The sequence below is a fragment of the Virgibacillus ihumii genome, assembly GCF_902726655.1.
GTDB lineage: Bacteria > Bacillota > Bacilli > Bacillales > Amphibacillaceae > Lentibacillus > Lentibacillus ihumii.
On sequence record NZ_CACVAN010000001.1, the window covers coordinates 2,986,875 to 3,007,529 of the forward strand.

Annotated in this window: 21 protein-coding genes; 16 read left to right on the top strand and 5 right to left on the bottom strand. The window is 38.7% G+C overall.

Annotated elements, in window-relative coordinates:
- Positions 1–272: 272 nt before the first annotated feature.
- From HUX68_RS14585 to HUX68_RS14605, 5 genes are all read left to right on the top strand, one after another.
- Positions 273–644 carry a VOC family protein gene (locus tag HUX68_RS14585; protein ID WP_174615492.1) on the top strand — a complete coding sequence of 124 codons (372 nt, stop codon included), beginning with the start codon at positions 273–275 and terminating at the stop codon, positions 642–644.
- 194 nt (positions 645–838) lie between these two features.
- Entirely contained in the window at positions 839–1,468 is a 630-nt protein-coding gene (locus HUX68_RS14590; protein ID WP_174615493.1) for an HAD family hydrolase, read from the top strand.
- A gap of 106 nt (positions 1,469–1,574) precedes the next feature.
- Positions 1,575–2,171: a TetR/AcrR family transcriptional regulator gene (locus tag HUX68_RS14595; protein WP_174615494.1), complete on the top strand. Its 597-nt coding sequence runs from the start codon at positions 1,575–1,577 to the stop codon at positions 2,169–2,171.
- Between the two features lie 72 nt (positions 2,172–2,243).
- The gene (locus HUX68_RS14600) at positions 2,244–2,846 is read left to right on the top strand and encodes a GNAT family N-acetyltransferase (RefSeq protein ID WP_174615495.1); all 603 of its coding nucleotides are present in this window, start codon (positions 2,244–2,246) and stop codon (positions 2,844–2,846) included.
- A 665-nt stretch (positions 2,847–3,511) separates the two neighbouring features.
- Complete coding sequence (locus tag HUX68_RS14605; protein WP_174615496.1) at positions 3,512–3,778, top strand: hypothetical protein; 267 nt, start codon at positions 3,512–3,514, stop codon at positions 3,776–3,778.
- A gap of 174 nt (positions 3,779–3,952) precedes the next feature.
- On the opposite strand, the gene asnB is transcribed toward HUX68_RS14605, so the two are convergent.
- Together asnB and HUX68_RS14615 are read right to left on the bottom strand one after the other, a co-directional pair.
- Positions 3,953–5,800 (bottom strand): asparagine synthase (glutamine-hydrolyzing), encoded by a 1,848-nt coding sequence (gene asnB / locus HUX68_RS14610; RefSeq protein WP_174615497.1) that lies wholly within the window; start codon positions 5,798–5,800, stop codon positions 3,953–3,955.
- 253 nt (positions 5,801–6,053) lie between these two features.
- Positions 6,054–6,515, bottom strand: a complete 462-nt coding sequence (locus HUX68_RS14615; RefSeq protein ID WP_174615498.1) for a hypothetical protein — start codon at positions 6,513–6,515, stop codon at positions 6,054–6,056.
- Positions 6,516–6,788: 273 nt separating this feature from the next.
- Between HUX68_RS14615 and HUX68_RS14620 the strand changes: the two genes are divergently transcribed.
- The 6 genes from HUX68_RS14620 to HUX68_RS14645 all read left to right on the top strand — a co-directional run bounded on the left by HUX68_RS14620 (position 6,789) and on the right by HUX68_RS14645 (position 12,515).
- Positions 6,789–7,412 carry a CGNR zinc finger domain-containing protein gene (locus tag HUX68_RS14620; RefSeq protein WP_174615499.1) on the top strand — a complete coding sequence of 208 codons (624 nt, stop codon included), beginning with the start codon at positions 6,789–6,791 and terminating at the stop codon, positions 7,410–7,412.
- 252 nt (positions 7,413–7,664) lie between these two features.
- On the top strand, positions 7,665–8,393 hold the full coding sequence (locus HUX68_RS14625) for an ABC transporter ATP-binding protein (RefSeq protein ID WP_174615500.1): 729 nt from the start codon (positions 7,665–7,667) through the stop codon (positions 8,391–8,393).
- Positions 8,390–9,157, top strand: coding sequence for an ABC transporter permease (locus HUX68_RS14630; protein WP_174615501.1), 768 nt, complete (start codon positions 8,390–8,392; stop codon positions 9,155–9,157). Before HUX68_RS14625 ends, HUX68_RS14630 begins: the two co-directional genes overlap by 4 nt.
- Positions 9,158–9,246: 89 nt before the next feature.
- Positions 9,247–9,681, top strand: a complete 435-nt coding sequence (locus HUX68_RS14635) for a cell wall hydrolase (protein ID WP_174615502.1) — start codon at positions 9,247–9,249, stop codon at positions 9,679–9,681.
- Positions 9,682–9,962: 281 nt separating this feature from the next.
- A complete protein-coding gene (locus HUX68_RS14640) occupies positions 9,963–10,583 on the top strand; it encodes a TVP38/TMEM64 family protein (RefSeq protein ID WP_174615503.1) in 621 nt (206 codons plus the stop codon).
- A gap of 492 nt (positions 10,584–11,075) precedes the next feature.
- Entirely contained in the window at positions 11,076–12,515 is a 1,440-nt protein-coding gene (locus HUX68_RS14645) for a PAS domain S-box protein (protein WP_174615504.1), read from the top strand.
- A gap of 157 nt (positions 12,516–12,672) precedes the next feature.
- Here the strand turns inward: HUX68_RS14645 and HUX68_RS14650 are convergent, their stop codons facing one another.
- The 3 genes from HUX68_RS14650 to HUX68_RS14660 form a co-directional block, all read right to left on the bottom strand.
- Entirely contained in the window at positions 12,673–13,461 is a 789-nt protein-coding gene (locus tag HUX68_RS14650) for an ABC transporter ATP-binding protein (protein ID WP_174615505.1), read from the bottom strand.
- 26 nt (positions 13,462–13,487) lie between these two features.
- Positions 13,488–15,092 carry an ABC transporter permease gene (locus tag HUX68_RS14655; protein WP_246206690.1) on the bottom strand — a complete coding sequence of 535 codons (1,605 nt, stop codon included), beginning with the start codon at positions 15,090–15,092 and terminating at the stop codon, positions 13,488–13,490.
- A gap of 290 nt (positions 15,093–15,382) precedes the next feature.
- Positions 15,383–15,751 (bottom strand): thiol-disulfide oxidoreductase DCC family protein, encoded by a 369-nt coding sequence (locus HUX68_RS14660; RefSeq protein ID WP_174615506.1) that lies wholly within the window; start codon positions 15,749–15,751, stop codon positions 15,383–15,385.
- 124 nt (positions 15,752–15,875) lie between these two features.
- Here HUX68_RS14660 and HUX68_RS14665 point away from each other — a divergent pair, with 124 nt between their 5' ends.
- From HUX68_RS14665 to HUX68_RS14685, 5 genes are all read left to right on the top strand, one after another.
- On the top strand, positions 15,876–16,544 hold the full coding sequence (locus tag HUX68_RS14665) for a Type 1 glutamine amidotransferase-like domain-containing protein (protein WP_174615507.1): 669 nt from the start codon (positions 15,876–15,878) through the stop codon (positions 16,542–16,544).
- A gap of 11 nt (positions 16,545–16,555) precedes the next feature.
- The gene (locus tag HUX68_RS14670) at positions 16,556–17,086 is read left to right on the top strand and encodes a GNAT family N-acetyltransferase (protein ID WP_174615508.1); all 531 of its coding nucleotides are present in this window, start codon (positions 16,556–16,558) and stop codon (positions 17,084–17,086) included.
- Between the two features lie 61 nt (positions 17,087–17,147).
- Complete coding sequence (locus tag HUX68_RS14675; protein WP_174615509.1) at positions 17,148–18,623, top strand: spore germination protein; 1,476 nt, start codon at positions 17,148–17,150, stop codon at positions 18,621–18,623.
- 222 nt (positions 18,624–18,845) lie between these two features.
- Entirely contained in the window at positions 18,846–19,829 is a 984-nt protein-coding gene (locus HUX68_RS14680; protein ID WP_174615510.1) for a ring-cleaving dioxygenase, read from the top strand.
- Positions 19,830–19,955: 126 nt separating this feature from the next.
- On the top strand, positions 19,956–20,567 hold the full coding sequence (locus tag HUX68_RS14685) for an NADPH-dependent FMN reductase (RefSeq protein ID WP_174615511.1): 612 nt from the start codon (positions 19,956–19,958) through the stop codon (positions 20,565–20,567).
- Positions 20,568–20,655: the final 88 nt, after the last annotated feature.

The window sequence follows — 20,655 nt, forward strand, 5'->3', positions numbered from 1 at the left end:
GTTCAGAAAGAAAAAATTAAAAGAATTTCAAATAGAACTTTTATGTTGAAGAAGGTTGTTCAATATAAGGGCGCAAGAATTGAACAATGATGGGCGGTTTCAAGCATTCCGTTGTTCTGGTCTTCAATCCCTAATAGAGGCAGTTTTGGGGATAAGTATATACGATAAGAAATACTTATTTATTCTGATACAAAACGAGTATTTTAAATTATAATAAATTCACCTTATACTTATATATGGAAAGAATTGAAAAAAGGACGGTGTGTTTGATTATGTCGTATACTTTCACTGGAATTGATCATGTTCAATTGGCAGCACCAAAAGGTAGTGAGGATGAAGCACGTAATTTCTTTAGCAATATTCTTGGCATGGAAGAAATCTCTAAACCAGAAAACTTGGCGAAACGTGGCGGCGTTTGGTTTAAATGCGGAACCCACCAACTTCATATAGGAATTCAAGAGGACTTTATCCCTGCTAAAAAAGCTCATCCAGCTTTTCATGTCGAGAATTTAGAAGGACTGCGTGAACAGGTCATTAATCAGGGAGTTAAGGTCAAAGAAGATGAACGACTAGAAGGTGCAAAGCGGTTTTATGTTAACGATCCGTTTGGTAATCGCCTTGAATTTCTTCAATGGGTTAAATAATGGCCTTTTTGGTTTGTGCCATTATATCAGCTAATAACAGAAAACTACTATTCCGTTATACGATGGGCGCACTTGTGGAATAAAGGGCAGTGTCTAAATTTCCATTGTGGTGCCATTTAATCGAATAATGTATTAGACTAACAGTACAGACCTCGAACCCCTTAGATGAAATTTTTGTTAAAGGATGTGTGGTTATGAAAGCAATCATTTTTGATTTTGATGGTACTCTTGCTGATACTTTACCAGTTTGCTTTTATGCATTTCAAACTGTATTTAAAGAATTTGACAATATTGATGTTACTACAGATGAAGTAAAGGCTATGTTTGGTCCATCTGAAACTGGAATTATTAGGGAAAATCTTATGAATCCTAACGATAATAAAGCAATAGAATTATATTATGAGAAATATAATGAACGACATCGTGAGCTAGTTCTTGATAATAAGGAAATAAACGAATTGCTACTGTTTTTAAAAAGTGAAGGTTATAAATTAGGGATAGTTACAGGAAAAGCAAAAAGAAGTTTATTTATTTCCTTAGAACACCTTAATATGAACGAATTATTTGACGTCATTATTACGGGAGATGACGTTAACAACCCGAAGCCTCATCCTGAGGGAGTGAATAAGGCATTGGAACACCTTGGCGTAAAAAACACTGAAACTGTTTTTTTGGGAGATAGTAACGCTGACATTTTGGCTGGCAAACGAGCTAACGTTTACACGGTAGGAGTGAAGTGGTTACCAAATTACCAGACACCAGAGTTTAGTGTTAAACCAGATCAAATGATTAGTAGAGTAGATGAATTCAAACAGAGGTTTTAGAAGGATAATTTTTAAATGAGGTTGCAAATTTAAGATTCATAAATTATAATTAATAAAACGATCGGTCAGTTTATTAATATAAAACAAGAATGATGAGGTAATCATTATGGCGAGACCTGTTGGTCAAGGCGAAAAGACGAAAAAACACATTGCAGAAAAAGCCAAAGTTCTTTTTGAACAAAAGGGTTATGCTGCTACTTCCATGGAAGAAATCCGTGAATTCACAGAAATTAGCAAAGGTAGCATTTATTATCACTTTAAAAGCAAAGAAGAATTATTTTTATACACTGTTGAAACAGCTAATAAATCCTGGATGCAAGAATGGGAAGCTCAAGCTAATCAAGTTACGACTGCTACAGAGAAATTATACCTACTCGCCCAATACTATGCTTCGGATATGCAAAATCCACTGTCTAAAACCGTTCCAGAGTATATGGGCACGGAGAACATCAAAGATATGGTGAAGGAAAAGATTATCGATCTACTTCAGCCTGAATATGATGTATTTTATCAAATCATCGAGGAAGGCATACGTAATATAGAGTTTGTAAGTAATAAAACGGTTGATGATTTAGCCTTTATTCTTTATAGTACACTCACTGGTATGAGTGTTACACAATTCCTCGGTTACGATGAGGAAAAGTTTTATCTTCTTTACGAAAATGCGATTGACGTTTTTTTGAATGGGATATCTAAAAAGTAACCCCCTGCTGAAGGGGTTTTTAAACACACATTTATAAACCGTACGTTCAGTTTAATCCCGGGAGGAAATTAAATGGAAAGCTATGAAATTAGAGTAAGACCAATGAAAGAATTTAAAAGAGTTGTATCTCATGAGGTTGCAGCCGTTTTTGTTGATGGATACGAGAAAGACTTAGCGTTTCTCTCAAACAATCGGGAAAAGTTAATTGAAGCGTTTCAGAAAATGATTTGTCCAGATGTTTTTTATTTTGCCACTTTAGAAGGAGAAATTGTTGGGATTTTGGCTTGTTCCAATAATCATAATCGAGCATTGACAATTGATAAGACAATTTTGAGAGACTACTTTGGCTATGTTAAAGGGAGTATAGCTTATCATTTTATGAAAGATGAGTTTAATAAAAAATTGTCATGCCAAGATGACACAGGTTATATTGAATGCGTTGCCACTGCAGTTAAATCGAGAGGTAAAGGTGTTTCAACTGCTCTGGTGAGTTACGTCTTGGAGAATGAGGATTATCATCGGTATTTTCTGGAAGTTGTGGATACAAATAAAGTTGCTTATGGAATATATACAAAATTGGGTTTTACAGAGTTCGAGCGAATAAAGGAAAGTTTTTCAAAGATAAAAGGCTTTAAGCATAGAATTTATATGGAATTGTATGTCTCCAATAAGTAAACAGGAAAGACTACGAGAAATTTATTGAAAAAAGCATCAAATTTGTTTAAGGAAGAAGGCAAGGAAAAAGTTAGCGAAAAAATGTTTGATGTTATCTAAGTCCAGTAAGACAAACAAGGATTTAATGTTGGAATTTATGGAGATACGTCCCGATTTAGGTGGAAGAGGAATGGAGATACACGTCCATAATTTTCACAATGGTTCTAATGATCGCTTTCGCAACACTGATTGTGACGATTTTAGACCATAAAAAATAGACCTCCCTTAGTTTACCAGGCTAGTGAGGTCTATTCCTTACTCGCGCTGACCCCTCTTGAAGGGGAGCGATTCATTGCTGACCGGAGATATTAGCGTATCTTCGGTCTTTATTAGTTTATGTCTTTTTTCTATTTATATGTTTATTATAACACGAAAAAACGATTTGCAAACAAAAAATATGGATTGCTTTTGTTAGCTATCTTATAACACATTTGGAATGACTATTCAAGAATGCGTATATTCAGGGGAAGGAACTAACAGTCTCGGAAATCGAAGAAAAAGCAATAGCATGGTATTCAAATGATATTAAATATACTGCAAAAGGGCGCGCTTCGGGAGTAAATGATGCTCTTTGTATATAGGAACAGACTGTTTGCGGTTTAATCAGATTATGAGGGAGTGTTTTATTGAAAAAAGCTATATTAATTGTATTCCTTAGCATTGTTATTATTTTACTTATAGGTTTTACCTCGATAAACGCTAAACTCAATAATGTGAAGTCAAACGTAAAAGAACACAACCCTGAAATAACAAGCGTGGAATCAATAAATAACCTTGGGCAGTGGGGTGAATGGTTCTTAGAATATTCGTTGGTGGTTGTAATTGATGGTGAAAGATTTAGAGTTTGGACTAATGAAGACGGGAAAATTACTGATAAAATACCTTTAGATTGATTCCAAACCCATGGGTTCTTTAGTTGCAGAAGGTAATCTTACAAGGGGGAATGATTGTACAGCTGTACATCTCTGGGAACGCGAGAAATATTTAACCACTTATTAAAAATGGTGCATCAATTAAACAGTTTGAAAAAAATAACCCCTTCCTAATTGTTTCAGGAAGGGAGTTATTTATTCACAAATTTTAACGTCATATGTTCTAAGCCAGTGATCAATTTGACACAAATGAGCAATTAGTTGTGGTCCCTTCATCAATTGTCCATACCATGGGTCGGTGAATTCTTTTCCTTCACTTTTTAAAATAGCTTCAATTCGATCCCGCCTCATAAATTGAAATAATGGCGATTCAGAGTCTGCCAGTATTTCTTTCATCCAGTTTACAACCTGCCGGGTATATTCGGGCTGAAAGGTTTTAGGATAAGGGCTTTTCTTTCGATATAAGACATCTTCCGGTAAAAAACCTTCCAATGCTTTACGTAATATACCTTTCTCCCTGTCATGTAAATTTTTCATGTCCCATGGAATATTCCATACATATTCGACTAGTTTATGATCTGCAAATGGAACTCTAACCTCAAGACTGGCTCCCATACTCATTCGATCCTTACGATCTAATAATTGTGCCATAAACCAGTGCATATTTAAGTAAAACAGCTCTCTTCGTCGTGCATCTTCTTTACTTTCCCCGGCCAAACGGGGTGTCTCTTTAATGGTCTCTTGATAACGATCCATTACATAGGATTTTAGATTTAATTTTTTTTGCCATTCAGGTAGTAGTAAATCGATTCTCGAATCTAATGATTTCATCCAAGGGAAAGTCTCCTCTTGATTACTGGAAATGTCATGAAACCAAGGGTATCCACCAAAAATTTCATCTGCACACTCTCCCGACAAACTAACGGTTGTATGTTCTTTGATCCTACGACAAAACCATAATAACGAAGAATCAATATCTGCCATCCCAGGTTGATCACGTAGCTCTACCGATTCTTTTAATAAATCAGCTAGCTCAAATCCAGTTATCACTTCATTATGTTGATCAGTTGAGAAATAATCTGCAACTCTTTCAATCCAAGGCTGATCACTCGAAGGTTGAAATTTACTTGCCTCAAAGTATTGATCGTTCCCTTCATAATCAACTGAAAAAGTTGATAATATTCCTCTCCCATTCGTTTTAAAATTGTTTGATGCAATTGCAGTGATGGCGCTCGAATCCAAACCACCTGATAAAAATGTAGATACTGGAACATCCGCTACCAATTGACGTTGAACAGCATCAACAAATAAACTTCTTACTTTTTCAGCTGTTTCATCTACAGTGTCAGTGTGTTTATGACTTTCCACATTCCAATAACGCCAAACTTTTAATCCATCTTTTGAAAAGGTTAATGCATGGCCTGGCCTGAGTTCCTTAAACCCTTTAAATATTCCATGACCCGGTGTTCTTGATGGTCCTAAACCAAAGATTTCAGCTAAGCCTGAATAATCGACTTCTGCATGCACATCATCATGTGCTAAAATCGCTTTTAATTCTGATCCAAATAGGAAAGATCCATGAGATTCAAGAAAAAATAATGGTTTAACACCAAGCCGGTCGCGTGCCATAAATAGATGCTTTTTATCTGAATCCCAAACACCAAATGCATATATACCATTTAAAAAGTGGACACAATCTTCTTTCCACTCGATATAGGCTGTAAGTAAAACTTCCGTATCGGAGGAAGTTGAAAACTGATATCCCTTTCCTTGTAATTCCTTCCTTAACTCCTTGGTATTATATAATTCGCCATTGTATACAAGTGTATAGGTAACGTTATTATTTTCTTTGGTCATTGGTTGTTTTCCGCCTTCAGGATCTACAACGATTAGTCTTTTGTGACCAAAGGCGACATGTTGATTCAGCCATACTTGCGAATCATCTGGACCTCTTGAAGTCAGTGTTTCTGTCATTCTTTTTAATGATGTTTTCTCCGCTCTAACATCATTTTTCCAATTAATAATGCCAGTGATACCACACAAAATCCGTCATCCTCTCCACACGATGATAATTTCGTGGTTATTATATGCAGGATCAAGGATGGGCGGCACAAAAAAGAGAGGGTATTTTGATAAGGGGAAGCTTGTTGAAGTCTTCTTCACGTTATACATTTCAGGGGTAAACTCTGCTATTCAATTGAGTCAGTTTGTTGAACAAAGCTTTGTAAGAAGATCCCGCCTGTTAACCATATAGGCGGGATTGTATATTTCTGAGGTGTGTATAAATTTAAGTGCCTTATTGAGGATCTTTAATGGATTTTATCATCTGGCGTATGGCTCCGAGATGATAGGCTGAATGGGCAAGAGATCCAAGCGCTTCATTGATTGTTTGGGTGTTCCAATCAACGGTATCAATGTTTTTAATAAGCGTTAAGTATTCATTTCTTAATTCATCTTGAATTTGATACCATTGGGTTTCATTAACTGAGGTAATCCTCCAGCTCTCTCCCCAATTCATTTCTGGCTGTTTCCCTTTTTTTAAGACTACATTGGTTCCCCATAAGTAAAAGCGAGTATGGTCGGTGTGTGCTGCAACTGTCGTGCCATGAACCGGTATTGAGGCCTCTTCTGAGGACAACTGCTCAAGTGTCTCGAATATGGCAGTGTTTGGATCTGTGAACATACTTCCAACACCTCTTGGTCCTTCGAAACCCTCTTTTATCCGCTCGTTAATCGCAACTACTAATGGATGATTCATTTTCGTCCACTCCCTTCAAAAAATTCATGATTGAATTGCACATAGCGGGCTGCATCCTTTACGAACTGATTTCAAAGACTGTTCTATGAATCATTGTAAAACGACTTTCAACTGAAATCAGAACACTGAATATAACCCTCTATATTTATCTTAGTGGTTATATTATAAAGTGGTTGATTATAACTGTCAATACCTTTTATAATGGTTATAAATAAATCAAAGTTATATTGACTGGACTGTTAAAATACTTACGGTAAGACAAGGAGAAATCACATGTCTGATATAAATAAAGATGTACACAAGCATGATTTACTAGGCGGACGTTTGTGTCTGGATTTTGCCAATACAGTAAGTTGGCACGATAGTCGTGAGAAATCACAGGAATTGCTCACGAGTTACGAGAAGCTGTTAGGCTGGAGTTTGCATGCCAATATTCTTAAGGAACAACAATCGCTTTTATTACTAAGAAAAGCAGAAAGTCAACCTTCTAAAGCAAAAGTGGTTCTCCAACAAGCTATTGAGCTGAGGGAATCGATTTACCAAATATTTAGTTTAGTATCGGGCAATGAAACACCAGTATCTAAGGATCTTTCTGTGTTGAATGAAGCCTTAAGCAATGCTTATGGGATGATGCGAGTAGTGCCTGGTGAAAATAAATTTTCATTGGAATTTGTGAATTGTGAAGAAACATTAGACGGGATGCTTCCACCGATTGTTCAATCTGCTATAGAAATTCTTATTTCTGAAAAAGAACTAAGCAGGGTGAAAAAGTGTGAAGGGGCTCCGTGTGGTTGGCTGTTTTTGGATACCAGCCGCAATCGCAGCAGACGTTGGTGCTCGATGGCAGACTGCGGAAATCGTGCAAAAGCAAAACGATTTTATCATAATAAAAAATAATAGTCTTAATACGAGATTATTTTGTTTCTGATAATCCAATAATACGTATGATCCAGCGCCTCTTTTAATATTGAACCTTCATTTCAACTTACTAATAGTATCACATGCAAATAAAATTCAATGAAGTGTTACAATGGTGAGGAATATTTCTGCCAATGGATAAGGAACTTACTAAATGTGAAAAGTAACATAAGTATGTTGTTAACAGTACGGAATTGTACTGTTTTACTGATGAAAAGGGAAGTGGCTGTTATGACAACACATAATGACGCCATACGGTTTGAACAGGTAAATTATGCTGCCGGTGGTTTACATATTCTTCAAAATATTACCGGATCATTTTCCAAGGGTGACATCACCACTTTGGTAGGTCCTTCAGGAGCGGGGAAAACGACATTATTCCGGTTAATCAATGGGCTGAAATCACCAAGTTCAGGGGGGATTTTTGTTGATGGAAAACACATAAACAGCTATGATCCGGTGAAACTGCGGCGGGATGTAGGTATTGCGCTCCAAAGTGCAACCATGGTAAATGGAAGTGTAAGAAAAAATTTGGCACTTCCATTAACACTTCAGGGAAAAATGCTGTCTGATGAAGATGCTGTTGAACTGATGGAGCTGGTTGGGCTGGACAAAAGCTATTTAAATCGCAACAGTAAGGATTTATCAGGCGGACAACGTCAAAAGTTATCGATTGCCCGTACTCTTGTGAACCGGCCAAAGATTTTATTGCTTGATGAAATCACCTCTTCTCTCGACCGTGTATCCAAACAGGATATTGAAGAGCTTATTGTAAAAATCAATCAAAAGTACAGTGCGACTGTTATTTGGATTACACATAATTTGGAACAGGCTTTGACTATAGGGGAGTATACGTGGGTAATGATGGACGGGCAACTTGCAGAAGCCGGTAAGAGTGACTTACTAAAGAACCCAAAAGATGATCGAATAAAACATTTTGTTAAGGGGGAAGTGGATTGAGTTTTCTAACATTGGCTATCACGTTAATTTTCGTGATTATCCCACTTAATCTCTCTAAAACATTAAATCTGGGTCTGGAAAAAGATACGATTATTGCAACAGTGCGCTCCATTATCCAACTGCTTGCTGTGGGATATCTCCTGCAATTTGTCTTTGATTCAGAAAACATTCTTTATATTTTATTAATGATAATACTAATGATCGGAGCAGCTACACAAAATGCCCGGAAGAAAGGCATAACTATACCGGGAATCACATGGAAATTGATCGTGACCTTTTGTTTTGTAGAGATATTAACACAGGTTATTTTACTCGGCTTGAATGTAACGCCGCCCACCCCCCAATATATTATCCCGATCAGTGGAATGGTCATTGGTAATTCTATGGTGCTGGGAATTTTGTTTTTTAACAGGTTTACGGCGGAAATGTCTTCACGCCAGGAGGAAACGGAACTTATTTTATCGCTTGGTGGTACAGCGAAACAAGCCGTGCATATCCCGTTGATTACATCCATTAAAGCAAGCACCATTCCGACTATCGAGAAACAAAAAACAATTGGCCTGGTGCAACTTCCAGGGATGATGAGCGGGCAAATTATTGCTGGTGCCGACCCGGTTCAGGCTGTCATGTTTCAATTACTGATACTGTTTCTGCTTTTAACTACAGCGGTTATTACAAGCATCATGCTCGGCTATTTTTCGTACCCTACTTTGTTCAACGATCGTATTCAATTGCTGGAAGAACGTTTGGAGCATTTGGATTAGTTTTTACAGTTCTATTTTCTTTTACATCCTTAGCGTATTTGGGTAAATAATGATATGGATTTTTCATACAATATTTTGGAGGTGAAAAAATGCCATTCATTAAATACACAAGTTCTGACGTTGCCTTAATGGCAAGAATGATGAGGGCTGAAGCGGTAGGGGAAGGAAACCTGGGAATGTTGTTTGTCGGAAATGTAATTGTTAATCGTGCTAAAGTGGACTGTTTGGATTTTACTGATTTAAGATCAGTTCGGGAAGTTATTTTTCAGGTTCAAGGAGGAAATTATTCGTTTGAAGCTGTCCAGAAAGGCAGTTTATTTTATCGAAGAGCCAGGTCACATGAAAAGAAATTAGCAAGGAAGAATTTAAATTTTTGGAGGCAGCATCCTGCAAAATTTGCCCTTTGGTATTTCAATCCATATGGTCCGTGTCCACCTACATGGTACGGTGAACCCTTTTCCGGTCAATATAAAAATCATTGTTATTATGAACCGGCAGCCGGAACATGCCCAAGTGTCTACTGATTTTCACGAATTAAAGATTAATGCAGGCGTAGACTAAGATGCCATCCATGATCAGCAAGGTTATGTGAACAAACGAACTGTTTTTCCTCAATATCAATCAGTGGAACCCCGCTGATTGATATTGAACTAAGTCGGAAATTTACCGGCAGTTTCAAGCAAGATAAATAGGCAGTTGCTGCAAAGCGACATATGTAGTCCTATTTTTCATATACGTATTTTCTATGATATTCTTAAGTTATCATGTTAACGATAAATTGCTAATGGAATCTGGTGTTGGTAGCATGGCTCATCTCAAGAGAACACTCATTCATTATCAAAAGCCGATTGTAAAATTCACAAGTATTTTAGGTGTTATCCTGTTAATTGGAATCGCTTTTTTTATTTTGAAAAGTGGGTTTTTCAGTAATCCCGACCGTGTCCAGGGTTGGATTGAAGAATTCGGCAGCATAGCCCCTTTGGCATTTCTGGGACTGACATTCGTTCAGGTTGTAATTCCGGTCCTTCCCGGAAATGTTTCGACAGTGGTGGGTGTGATGCTGTTCGGAATTGGACTGGGCTCCTTTCTGAATATACTTGGTATTTTTATCGGTTCACTGGCAAATTTTTGGTTGGCACGACGATTTGGCCGTGGATTTGCAAGTTATTTTGTCAAAGAGGAAACGTATAATAAATATATCGGCTGGGTGAACAAAGGAAAACGATTCGAACGGTTCTTATGGATTTCCATGATTTTTCCTGGGTTCCCGGATGACTTTATTTGTCTTATTGCCGGTCTTAGTAAAATGACATTGAAAAAGTTTATATTTTATTTTTTACTTTGCAAGCCGGTTACCTTGTTTTTCTACACGCTAGTGCCAATCTATGGCATGCAATATCTATATGATATGTTTCAATCATTTTAACGATAAGTGCGTATTCAAAGGAAGATCTGTATTTTATTTTATTTCTGCACCGTTGTATAAACAAAGATGAGGCTCCTGCTGAAGAGGAGCCGCTTTCATCTCCATGTTTTCATGAAGAATTACGTTCAGCTGTTACCTTCGCCTCTGGACTGTAGCTGACGCTGGCAATTTCTGAGGATGCTGCTGTTGTAAAAGCATCGAAATAAGTCATCTTGTCTCCCTCTTTTCAATATGATCAGGTATCACATGAAAATATTACCAAACTTTTAACAGAGCATTAAAAAGTTAATAGAAAATCACGCTGATGATAGTTATGACGCAACTAAAATCTAAGTATTTGGAAAAATTCTATTTATTGAAAAAATGTTAAATATAATCTATTATTAGGAAATAAGTACTAATTAATATCTGTTAATAAATAGTTAGACTATATGTCACCGTTTGCAGGTGTATTTCATTTGGCGGATTTTGAGAAGGGGGAAAAGAGAGAATATGCAAACAACTTTTAATTTGGAGAACCCTTCATTATTTATTCATGCTTTTGAGCATGCTTCAATTGGCATGGCTATCGTAGCACTCGATGGAACCCCGTTAAAAGTGAATCATTCATTATGTGATATTCTTGGTTACCATGAAACAGAATTGCTTTCGGTTAAATTTAAAGACATTACACATCCGGATGACATTGAAAGTAATTTATCCTTCATGTATGAAGATTTTAAAGGAAGCAGAAAATCCCACCATATGGAAAAACGTTTAATACATAAGAAAGGCTACCAAGTTTGGGTGCTGCTTAGCGTATCTTTGATAAGGGATTCTAATAATCATCCCTCGTATTTTATTAGCCAGGTTCAAGATATAACTGATTGGAAACTGGCTGAAGAAAAGGTGATAGAGGGTGAAAAAAGATATGAAAGTTTGATTGAGGAATCACCTTATGCAATTATCATATTTTCAAATGATGGCGAATGTATTTTTGTAAATACAACCGGGGTTAAACTCTTAGGAGCAAAAAATAAAGATGAAGTTATCGGGATCAATTGTAATGAAATTATCGCCCCAAAAGATTGGGGTTGGTTTAGAGAGTCGCTTGAAAGGACAAAAAATGGGAAAGTAATGAATGAAATAGATGGGGAGATAATGGGAGTAACTGGAGAGGTTATTGATGTACAAGTAAGATTACTTCCTGCTTACCATGAAGGTGATCAATCGGTATTGGTAGTCATGAAAGATGCAAATAAAAAGAAAAAAACAGAAGAACTTATGGTAAAGTTTGAAAAACTGACGGTTGCTGGACAATTGGCCGCTGGAATTGCCCATGAAGTTAGAAACCCGTTAACTGCAATTAAAGGATTTCTTCAGATTATGGAAAGTAACGGAACGGGTAACAAAGAATATGCGGAAGTAATTTTCTCAGAGCTAAATCGTATTGAAGAACTTTTAGGTGAACTGTTGGTACTTGCAAGACCACAAGGGGCAAAATTTTCGGAAAGAGATCTTAAGATTCTTATAGAGCAAGTCATTTCCTTAATTGAGTCACAGGCTAAACTGAATAACATTAAAATAGAGAAAAGCATCGAATCGGATATACCGTACATAAATTGTGATGGAAACCAACTTAAACAGGTGTTCATCAATCTTCTAAAAAATGCAATTGAAGCCATGTCAAATGGTGGAACGATTTCCGTCACTTTAAAAAAATATAATGCAGATACCATTGTGGTTAGAATTGAGGATCAAGGTTATGGTATACCGGATCATCTACTAAGGAAAATAGGGGAACCATTTTTTTCAACAAAGGAAGATGGAACGGGTTTGGGTATAATGATTTGTGAGCAGATAATCGAAAATCATAAAGGTTTTATGGAGATTGACAGCAGTTTTGAAGGCACGGTTGTAGATGTTCATTTACCATTAGCCAAGGCGTTGTAGTATTGGAGCTGCTTTGCAGATTTCAGCACCTGAGTACGTTGAAAAATAACACAGAGCCGGGTTCAAAGCCTCGTACTTTTCAGGCAATTGCCGATCTAACCCGGCGAAAGCATTTATAATTGTGTGAGTCATTTTTATAAATAAACACAAGTGTAAATCATATCGCATTTTCAGGGATGTTAAGCATATAACGATTGTTTTTTTCACTGATATGTACCGAAGAACCGGAAAATTGTGACATTCTTTCGGAGGTAAGCTGGTTTTCGGTCCTTCCCGCTGAGAAGACACTTCCCTCTTTCAGCAGCATAGTGTGTGAAAAAACAGGCAGTATTTCATCAACATGATGGGTGACATAAATAAGTGTTGTTCTATTTTGAGCTGCCATTTGCTCAATCGTTTTGAGCAGCTGTTCTTTTGAAAGGAAATCCAAACCGGCACATGGTTCATCCAATATCAACATTTTTGGTGAAGCCATGAATGCTCTTGCGATTAATATTCGTTGCTTTTCTCCCTGTGACATATCCAGATAGGACTGGTTACGCAACTTTTGAATGCCCGTTTGATCCATTATTTTTGTCGCCTTTTCCACATCCGCGTCTGTTGGTGTGTCATATAATCCGATGGTTGCAAATTTACCGCTCAAAACAATCTGGAGGCCGGTTGAGTCCTCATGATACTTCATTTTTTCTAGTAAAGAAGTACTGACCCAGCCTATTTCCTTTCTTAAATCATTTAGCGGATACTTTCCAAATTGCTTTCCAAGCACGTTCATGCTCCCTTTAGTCGGAAAAAGATACCCGCATACCAGATTCAGCAGCGTCGTTTTGCCGGCACCGTTTAATCCGAGAATTGCCCAATGCTGTCCATCCTCCACCTTCCAGTTCATGTGTTGAATAATTGATTTTTGATTTTGAATAAGACTTACATCGTTCATTTCGATTAACATATATATGCTCCTTTTACTTTAAATATTTACCCCCGAATATCCCGCTTCTTGTAACCAAGGAATCCTGCAACTGTTAAGAAACAAGCGCTCCCGATCATTATGAATATGTGCGTCATATTCATATCTGCTGCAGGCAGTTCCGGAACAAACTCAAATACGGACATGTGGTTCACCCAATCCGGAAGGTCGAGTATATCTCCAAGGTAAACGATAATAAATCCGTATGCGAGATAAAGCCAAACGAATCCGCTTACCTTTGGGATGAAGCCAATCAGAAAAACCGTTAATCCCAGCAAACACCAGATAGCAGCAAGGTAAACGAAAGCGGACTTTATGGTATTGCTGAAATCCAGCGGCTGATCCATTACAGCCGTACTTGCGGACCATAAACCGATGCCAATCAATCCTTGCATCATAATGCTTACGAATATGGCTAAAAGTAAATAACTTCCCAATAGACGGATTCGGGAAACGGCACGGCTATAAAAATTTTCCACCCGATCTTTTGTTTCTTCATTTTTTATTGCCATAATGGTCATGACTGGTGGCACAGCACTGATTAATGACATGATGGCAATTAAAATGGAAATAAACTGTTGTGTTAGGTTGGAGCCTTTATCAAGAAGCTGTTCCATGAACGGAACATCAGCAAAATAAGTCTCCAGATCATCTAAAATATAACCGAATGATGCACTGAAAATGAATAAAATAACCATCCAAGAAATTATGTTGACCCGCTGTTGATTCCATGCAAAGCCAAAAGTTGTTGTTAATAAAGCTGGTGCGTGTTTCCGGCCGGGCTTTTGCGGGATGAATCCTGATCCCAGATCACGGATTGCATTCAAATAAAAGGCAGCTGAGAAAATGACAATAACGGTAAGCAATGAAACCCATACCGGCCACCAATTATTGCTCATAAATACGTCTGTTCTGACAGTCCAGCCCAGCGATGAAAAGAATGATAGTGTATGATTGCTGACATCACCGGCTGCGCGAACAAGATATGCTGCTATTAAAACGGCAAATGAAAACATTGTTGTGCCCCTTGATGTCTCTGTAAGTTGTGCCATTAGTGACGTAACAGCTGCGAAAACCAAACCGGCCGCCCCAAGAACAGCACCGTATAATAATGAACTTTCCAGATCCGCTCCTTCCACATCAGTCATATAAAGTCCGATTCCGAGTAAGACTGCCAGCATAATATTTACAGTTATAGTAACAATCATCGCGGCGGTTAAGTATGTCAGCCGACCCACTGGAAGTGATTGTACATATTCCATCAGCCCGTCTTCTTCATCTGCCCGGGTGCTTCTGCCAATCAGCAGGATGTTCATAACCGCCACAATAATTGCTGTGAAAAGCAGCGTTTCCTGCGCAAAAAGTGTAGTAATAGTTGTTAAGTATTCGTTCGTTTCATACCCCGGACCAACCATTGCTTCCATCAACGGATTATTCATGGTCATTGCGAATGATGTTCTCGCCTGTTCGTTGGGGTAAACGTCAGGATAGGCTAAAGCAGTCGCCAAAATGATGACAGTAAACGCCGTAAGCCAAAGCAGTATTTTAGTCCGCTGTTGCCGAAAAAGAAGTTTCATTATGCTGGCAGTTCCTGTGAATAAACCGTTACGCAAAATCGTTTCCCCCTTATGATTGGGAATTCATTTTTAATCTTACAACAATTGTATCATTTGATCGGGAAAATTGTATCCATTATTTGTTATTTATTCGAAGGTCAGGTAAATTAAGATTAATATTGGAGCATTTTTATAATTTAAGATTATAATATTAGTAGTATATTTATGGGGAAGTGTTGAAAGTGATGCAGTGTGGCCGGTAAACCAAAAAAACGTGGTGAAGAATTTGGGGTTATTGAAGCTTGCTTTAAGAAGTATTTGAAAGGTATTGAACACCACCTGCCAGTTCACGACTTTTTATACGGCACTCTTCCAAACCATTTATAACGGTGAATTGAAACAAAGCGGTACGCAGGATCACCAATCTTTTTGACAAACGGAATATAGCACAATAATGCCAATGGAATGGTGGCAGGCAGTAAAGAGAGAATCTTTCGTATCGTATTAAATCCTGTCAGCACCTGTTTGTCCACCGTAAACATATAGATTTCATCATACATATTTTTATATTCATTGACTCTTGTTTTTATTGATTCACTCACTTCCTGGACAGGATGCCAAAAAATAGTGTCAAACCAGTCCAGTCTCTTTAGCACTGCCTTCACTGTTCGGCACAAAGGGCATTCAGCATCAAAAAACACAATATGTTTATTCAAGAATATTTTCTCCTTTCTTCGCAGTTAAGATGGTTATAAAGAGGCTGTAATGTTTCATCTATCCTGATATAACATGAATGTTCCCTTATTAATTAAATTTAAACTAAAAAATGGAGGGGTAATTATGGTGAATAAACATCTGTTTCTGTTTGGAAGCGGTCCGCCTTTTACGCCCGGAATGGCGGAAAGGTTTTCTGGGATTATCATGAAAAGGAAAGGTCCGGTTTCCATACTTTTTATCGAGCGGGAAGGGATGGACTGGCGTGAATATATGCCTGTTTTCACACAGCCGTTAAAGGATAAAGGAGTACACAGCTTCAATTGTTTACCGCTTCTTTCCACTTCTGTCAGAGAAATCTGTGAGTCTATTAAACAAAGCGCAGGTATTCTAATTGGCGGGGGCGATACGAATTTGTATGCGGATTATATTGCGGATACGGAAGTTGCTGGTGCAATCAAAGCGAAATATGAAATCGGTGTGCCAATTGCAGGTTTTTCCGCCGGTGCATTAATCAGTCCGGATCGATGTGTTATTTCCCCGAATGATAATACAGAAGGTGTGCTTCAACACCGGATGGGGATGGGTCTGATTCAGGGTGTGCTTCTTGCAGTCCATTTCAGCCAGTGGAATGATGAGCCTCATTTAAAAAATGCAGTTCGTACATTTCCAAACCGGTTAAATTTTGGTATTGATGAAAAAACAGCCATTTATTTGCGGGATGGAGAGTATATAGATGCGGAAGGCGGTGGTGTTTACAGTATTGAAAACGGATTACTAAAAAGAATCAATTAGGATGTGAGAATATGATGGACATAAGGTCCTTTGATGAAAATGATCCAATGCTTGATGAAATGCTAAAACTGAATTGTGCTGTTTTCACAGGATTTGATTATACGTCTGTTGACCTTGAACAATTCAGGAGCACGTTACATAAGCATATGACATACCCTGGGTTTGTTGGGGTGAAAGCAATGAATGGCGATGCAGAATTGATTGGTTTTGCTTATGGATATGAAAGCAGGCCGGAGCAATTTTATCGAGGAAAATTGGAAGATCAGTTATCTGCAGAACAAACGAAATTCTGGTTATCGGATTGTTTTGAGTTTGTTGAGCTGGCTGTCGCTGCATCAGCAAGAAATAGAGGCGTTGGGAGCAAGCTTCATGATGCGCTGCTTGGACAGGCATTAAACACGACGTCGGTATTGACGACCAATGTCGACAATACTCCCGCCATTAGGCTGTATAAGAAGAAAGGTTGGGAAGTCATCGGATATGATGCTCCTGTGCTGTCAGATGATAATTTGCAGCTGATTATGGCAAAAAAATGCAGATAATCATTTATTAGGTATAACCTCCTTCCATATTGGTAAAGAATGGTATGGAGGAGGGCGACGTATGGGTTACAAAGGGTATAGAAAATCGAAACAACCGGTTTTTAATGAATATTCGGATAATGTCGATTATATGAAAAAACAAATGGGCATCGGCGAGAGTTTTGATGCTCTCCACCTTGATCTGCACTATGCTGGTCGGGATATGTCGATGTTTCTACTGGACGGGTTTGCCAAGGACAAGATACTGAATAGACTGATGACTTTGCTGGCGGATCTTGAACCGGAACAACTGGAGCCGGATCCGCTGGTTAAATTAATAAAAACATACCTCCCTTATATTGAAATTTCCACGGAAGATGATTTAAACAAATCATTATTCTGGGTGTTGAGCGGCGGTGCCGCACTAGTAGTGGATGGTATCGATAAAATTATCATAATTGATGCGCGTACATATCCAGTCAGAAGTCCATCCGAGCCTGATTTGGAACGTGTAACAAGAGGACCGCGTGACGGCTTTGTGGAAACCGTTGTGTTTAATACTGCACTGACCAGAAGACGTGTTCGCGATCCGTCACTCCGAATGGAGTATATGTCAATTGGGAGACGATCACAAACTGATATTGTTGTATCGTATATTAAGGATATTGCCGATCCGGAAACTGTGGAGCATCTGAAAAATTCGTTGAAAGCGATTGATACGGACGGTCTTCCGATGGCTGACAAAACACTGGAAGAATTCTTAGTGGGTCGAAGCTGGAACCCATATCCGACGGTTCGCTATACAGAGCGCCCTGATACAGCTGCTGTGCATCTGTATGAAGGTCATGTGCTCGTGATGGTTGATGGTTCACCGAGTGTGTTGATTACTCCTGCGACATTTTGGCATCATCTTCAGCACGCTGAAGAGTACAGGCAGCGTCCGATTGTAGGCGCATATTTCCGGTTTGTCCGGTTTTTTGCCGTAATAATGTCGATTTTTTTGACACCACTCTGGTTTTTCTTTGTAGAAAACCAGGAGTTTCTGCCAGCGGCACTTGGCTTTCTCGGACCTAAAGAATCGATTGCAGTTCCATTAATCTTACAGCTTATCCTTGTGGAACTCGGAATGGACATGCTGCGAATGGCGACCATCCATACACCGTCCGCGATGGCCACGGCGCTTGGTTTGGTGTCGGCGGTCATCATTGGTCAGATCGCGGTTGCAGTAGGACTGTTCACGAATGAGGTCATTCTGTATATTTCGTTTGTGGCGATTGGAACATTTGCAACACCATCGTACGAATTTGCATTGGCAAATCGGATATATCGGCTGTTTCTGCTGGGGGTAACAGCCATATTCGGCCTGTACGGATTCATAATAGGCGTTGCGTTATGGGTGGTCGCTCTTGCACGGTTAAAATCATTTAATATGCCTTACCTGTGGCCATTTATCCCGTTTTCGTTCCGCGCCATGCGGGATGTTGTGCTGCGGGCACCAATGCCGTTAAAAAACAGACGTCCCACTGCATTGCATCCGGAAGATCCGGACCGCAAGTAATTTTAAACACGCTAAAAGCTATTCTATAAGCTTTTGGCGTGTTTTTTTGCAAATAGAAAGAAAAAGTCTTTCTATTTGCATAGGTGCAACTAAGCAATTACCCAAGATGATGGGGAAGGGGTTTCTAAAACGGAATTGTTGACATAAGGAATTTTTAGCAGTATATTTATTTTGAATTCAAAATAAATGGAAGATAACTTTTATAGATGGAGGGAAAATACGATGAATGGAATAAAAGGAATGCACCATGTTACTGCCATTACGAGCAGTGCGGAGAAAAATTATGAGTTTTTCACTTATGTATTAGGAATGCGTCTGGTCAAGAAAACGGTGAACCAAGATGATATTAAAACGTATCACCTGTTTTTTGCTGATGATGAGGGAAATGCAGGTACAGATATGACGTTTTTTGATTTTCCGGGAATCCCGAAAGGAAGTCATGGAACGAATGAGATTTTCAAAACATCATTCCGCGTACCGAGCGATGAAGCGCTGGAATATTGGGAGAAACGATTTGATCGGCTGGAAGTGAAGCATAAAGGGATTAAAGAACAGTTTGGTACGAAGACACTTTCCTTTGTTGACTTTGATGATCAGAATTATCAGCTTATTTCAGATGAAAATAATGAAGGGGTTGCTGCCGGTACGCCTTGGAAGAACGGTCCGATACCACTGGAATACGCCATTACCGGACTTGGTCCAATTTTCGTCCGAATAGCCGAATTTGATTATTTTAAGGAAATGATGGAAAAAGTGCTGTTATTTAAGGAAATTGATCAGGAAGGCTCCTTCCATTTATTTGAAGTAGGGGAAGGCGGCAATGGTGCACGGGTTATCGTGGAATATAATCCGGTACTGCCAATGGCACGGCAAGGCTATGGAACAGTACACCATTCAGCATTTCGCGTAGAGGACCGGTCCGTTCTGGAGGAATGGATTGAGCGCATGAACGGTTTTGGTTTCCGCACGTCCGGCTATGTAAACCGCCATTTCTTTGAGTCGCTGTATGTAAATGTTGCACCGCAAATATTGTTTGAATTTGCAACAGATGGCCCTGGTTTTATGGGTGATGAGCCATATGAAACTCTTGGCGAAAAATTATCGCTGCCGCCGATGCTGGAACCAAAGCGTGAACAAATTGAGCAGATGGTACGGCCAATTGATACAGTTAGAAGCACCATCGAATTTGAAAAAGAATATAATTAATTACTTTTAGTAACTTTGTTATAAAAAATATATAAACTTACTTGAAATAACCAGAAAACCATGCTATGATAATTTATGTTGAATTCAAACTAAAATAAATCAACATAAATTATGGGAGGAATTTTTATGTTAAACATAGGTATTATTCTTGGAAGTGTTCGTCAGGGACGTAATGGGGAGGCAGTTGCTAACTGGATGTATGATTTTGCTGCTGATCGTAATGACGATGGCGTAAATTATGAGCTGGTGGATTTGGCTGACTATAACCTGCCAATGCTGGGAGCAGCAGTACCGGAAGCACAGCAGAAAGAAGCAGAAGCAGTAATCCAGTCATGGTCTGAAAAGATGGCTTCATTTGATGGCTATATTTTCGTTGTACCAGAATATAACCATGCAGTAGGCGGAGCGATTAAAAACGCGCTTGATTACCTTAAACCGGAAGTTGCTAATAAAGCTGCAGGTTTTGTCGGCTACGGCAGTCTGGGTGGAACGCGTGCACATGAAAATCTTCGTCTTATCTTTGGAGAACTGCAGGTTGCAGATGTTCAAACTGCAGTAACCTTCTCACTTATGACAGATTTTGAAAACTTCAGTGTGTTTAAACCTGCTGACTATCATGCAGCGAATGCCAACGGGATGCTTGATCAGTTACTTGCATGGAGCGGCGCTTTAAAGTCAGTTAGAGAAAAAGAAACAGTAAATAAAGTGGACCCCATTGTCAAGACACTAATTTTATAAAAATAAGGTGGGGTCATTAGTTGTGTCCCTTCCCATCTTGTAGACCACGCCTTTCCTGTGCCAGGTTCTGTCAAGGGCGTACTTTCCC

Coding starts and splice junctions, on each gene's coding strand:
- HUX68_RS14585 (WP_174615492.1), top strand. CDS start 273: ATGTCGTATACTTTCACTGGAATTGATCATGTTCAATTGGCAGCACCA.
- HUX68_RS14590 (WP_174615493.1), top strand. CDS start 839: ATGAAAGCAATCATTTTTGATTTTGATGGTACTCTTGCTGATACTTTA.
- HUX68_RS14595 (WP_174615494.1), top strand. CDS start 1,575: ATGGCGAGACCTGTTGGTCAAGGCGAAAAGACGAAAAAACACATTGCA.
- HUX68_RS14600 (WP_174615495.1), top strand. CDS start 2,244: ATGGAAAGCTATGAAATTAGAGTAAGACCAATGAAAGAATTTAAAAGA.
- HUX68_RS14615 (WP_174615498.1), bottom strand. CDS start 6,515: ATGAATCATCCATTAGTAGTTGCGATTAACGAGCGGATAAAAGAGGGT.
- HUX68_RS14620 (WP_174615499.1), top strand. CDS start 6,789: ATGTCTGATATAAATAAAGATGTACACAAGCATGATTTACTAGGCGGA.
- HUX68_RS14625 (WP_174615500.1), top strand. CDS start 7,665: ATGACAACACATAATGACGCCATACGGTTTGAACAGGTAAATTATGCT.
- HUX68_RS14635 (WP_174615502.1), top strand. CDS start 9,247: ATGCCATTCATTAAATACACAAGTTCTGACGTTGCCTTAATGGCAAGA.
- HUX68_RS14640 (WP_174615503.1), top strand. CDS start 9,963: ATGGCTCATCTCAAGAGAACACTCATTCATTATCAAAAGCCGATTGTA.
- HUX68_RS14645 (WP_174615504.1), top strand. CDS start 11,076: ATGCAAACAACTTTTAATTTGGAGAACCCTTCATTATTTATTCATGCT.
- HUX68_RS14650 (WP_174615505.1), bottom strand. CDS start 13,461: ATGTTAATCGAAATGAACGATGTAAGTCTTATTCAAAATCAAAAATCA.
- HUX68_RS14665 (WP_174615507.1), top strand. CDS start 15,876: ATGGTGAATAAACATCTGTTTCTGTTTGGAAGCGGTCCGCCTTTTACG.
- HUX68_RS14670 (WP_174615508.1), top strand. CDS start 16,556: ATGATGGACATAAGGTCCTTTGATGAAAATGATCCAATGCTTGATGAA.
- HUX68_RS14675 (WP_174615509.1), top strand. CDS start 17,148: ATGGGTTACAAAGGGTATAGAAAATCGAAACAACCGGTTTTTAATGAA.
- HUX68_RS14680 (WP_174615510.1), top strand. CDS start 18,846: ATGAATGGAATAAAAGGAATGCACCATGTTACTGCCATTACGAGCAGT.
- HUX68_RS14685 (WP_174615511.1), top strand. CDS start 19,956: ATGTTAAACATAGGTATTATTCTTGGAAGTGTTCGTCAGGGACGTAAT.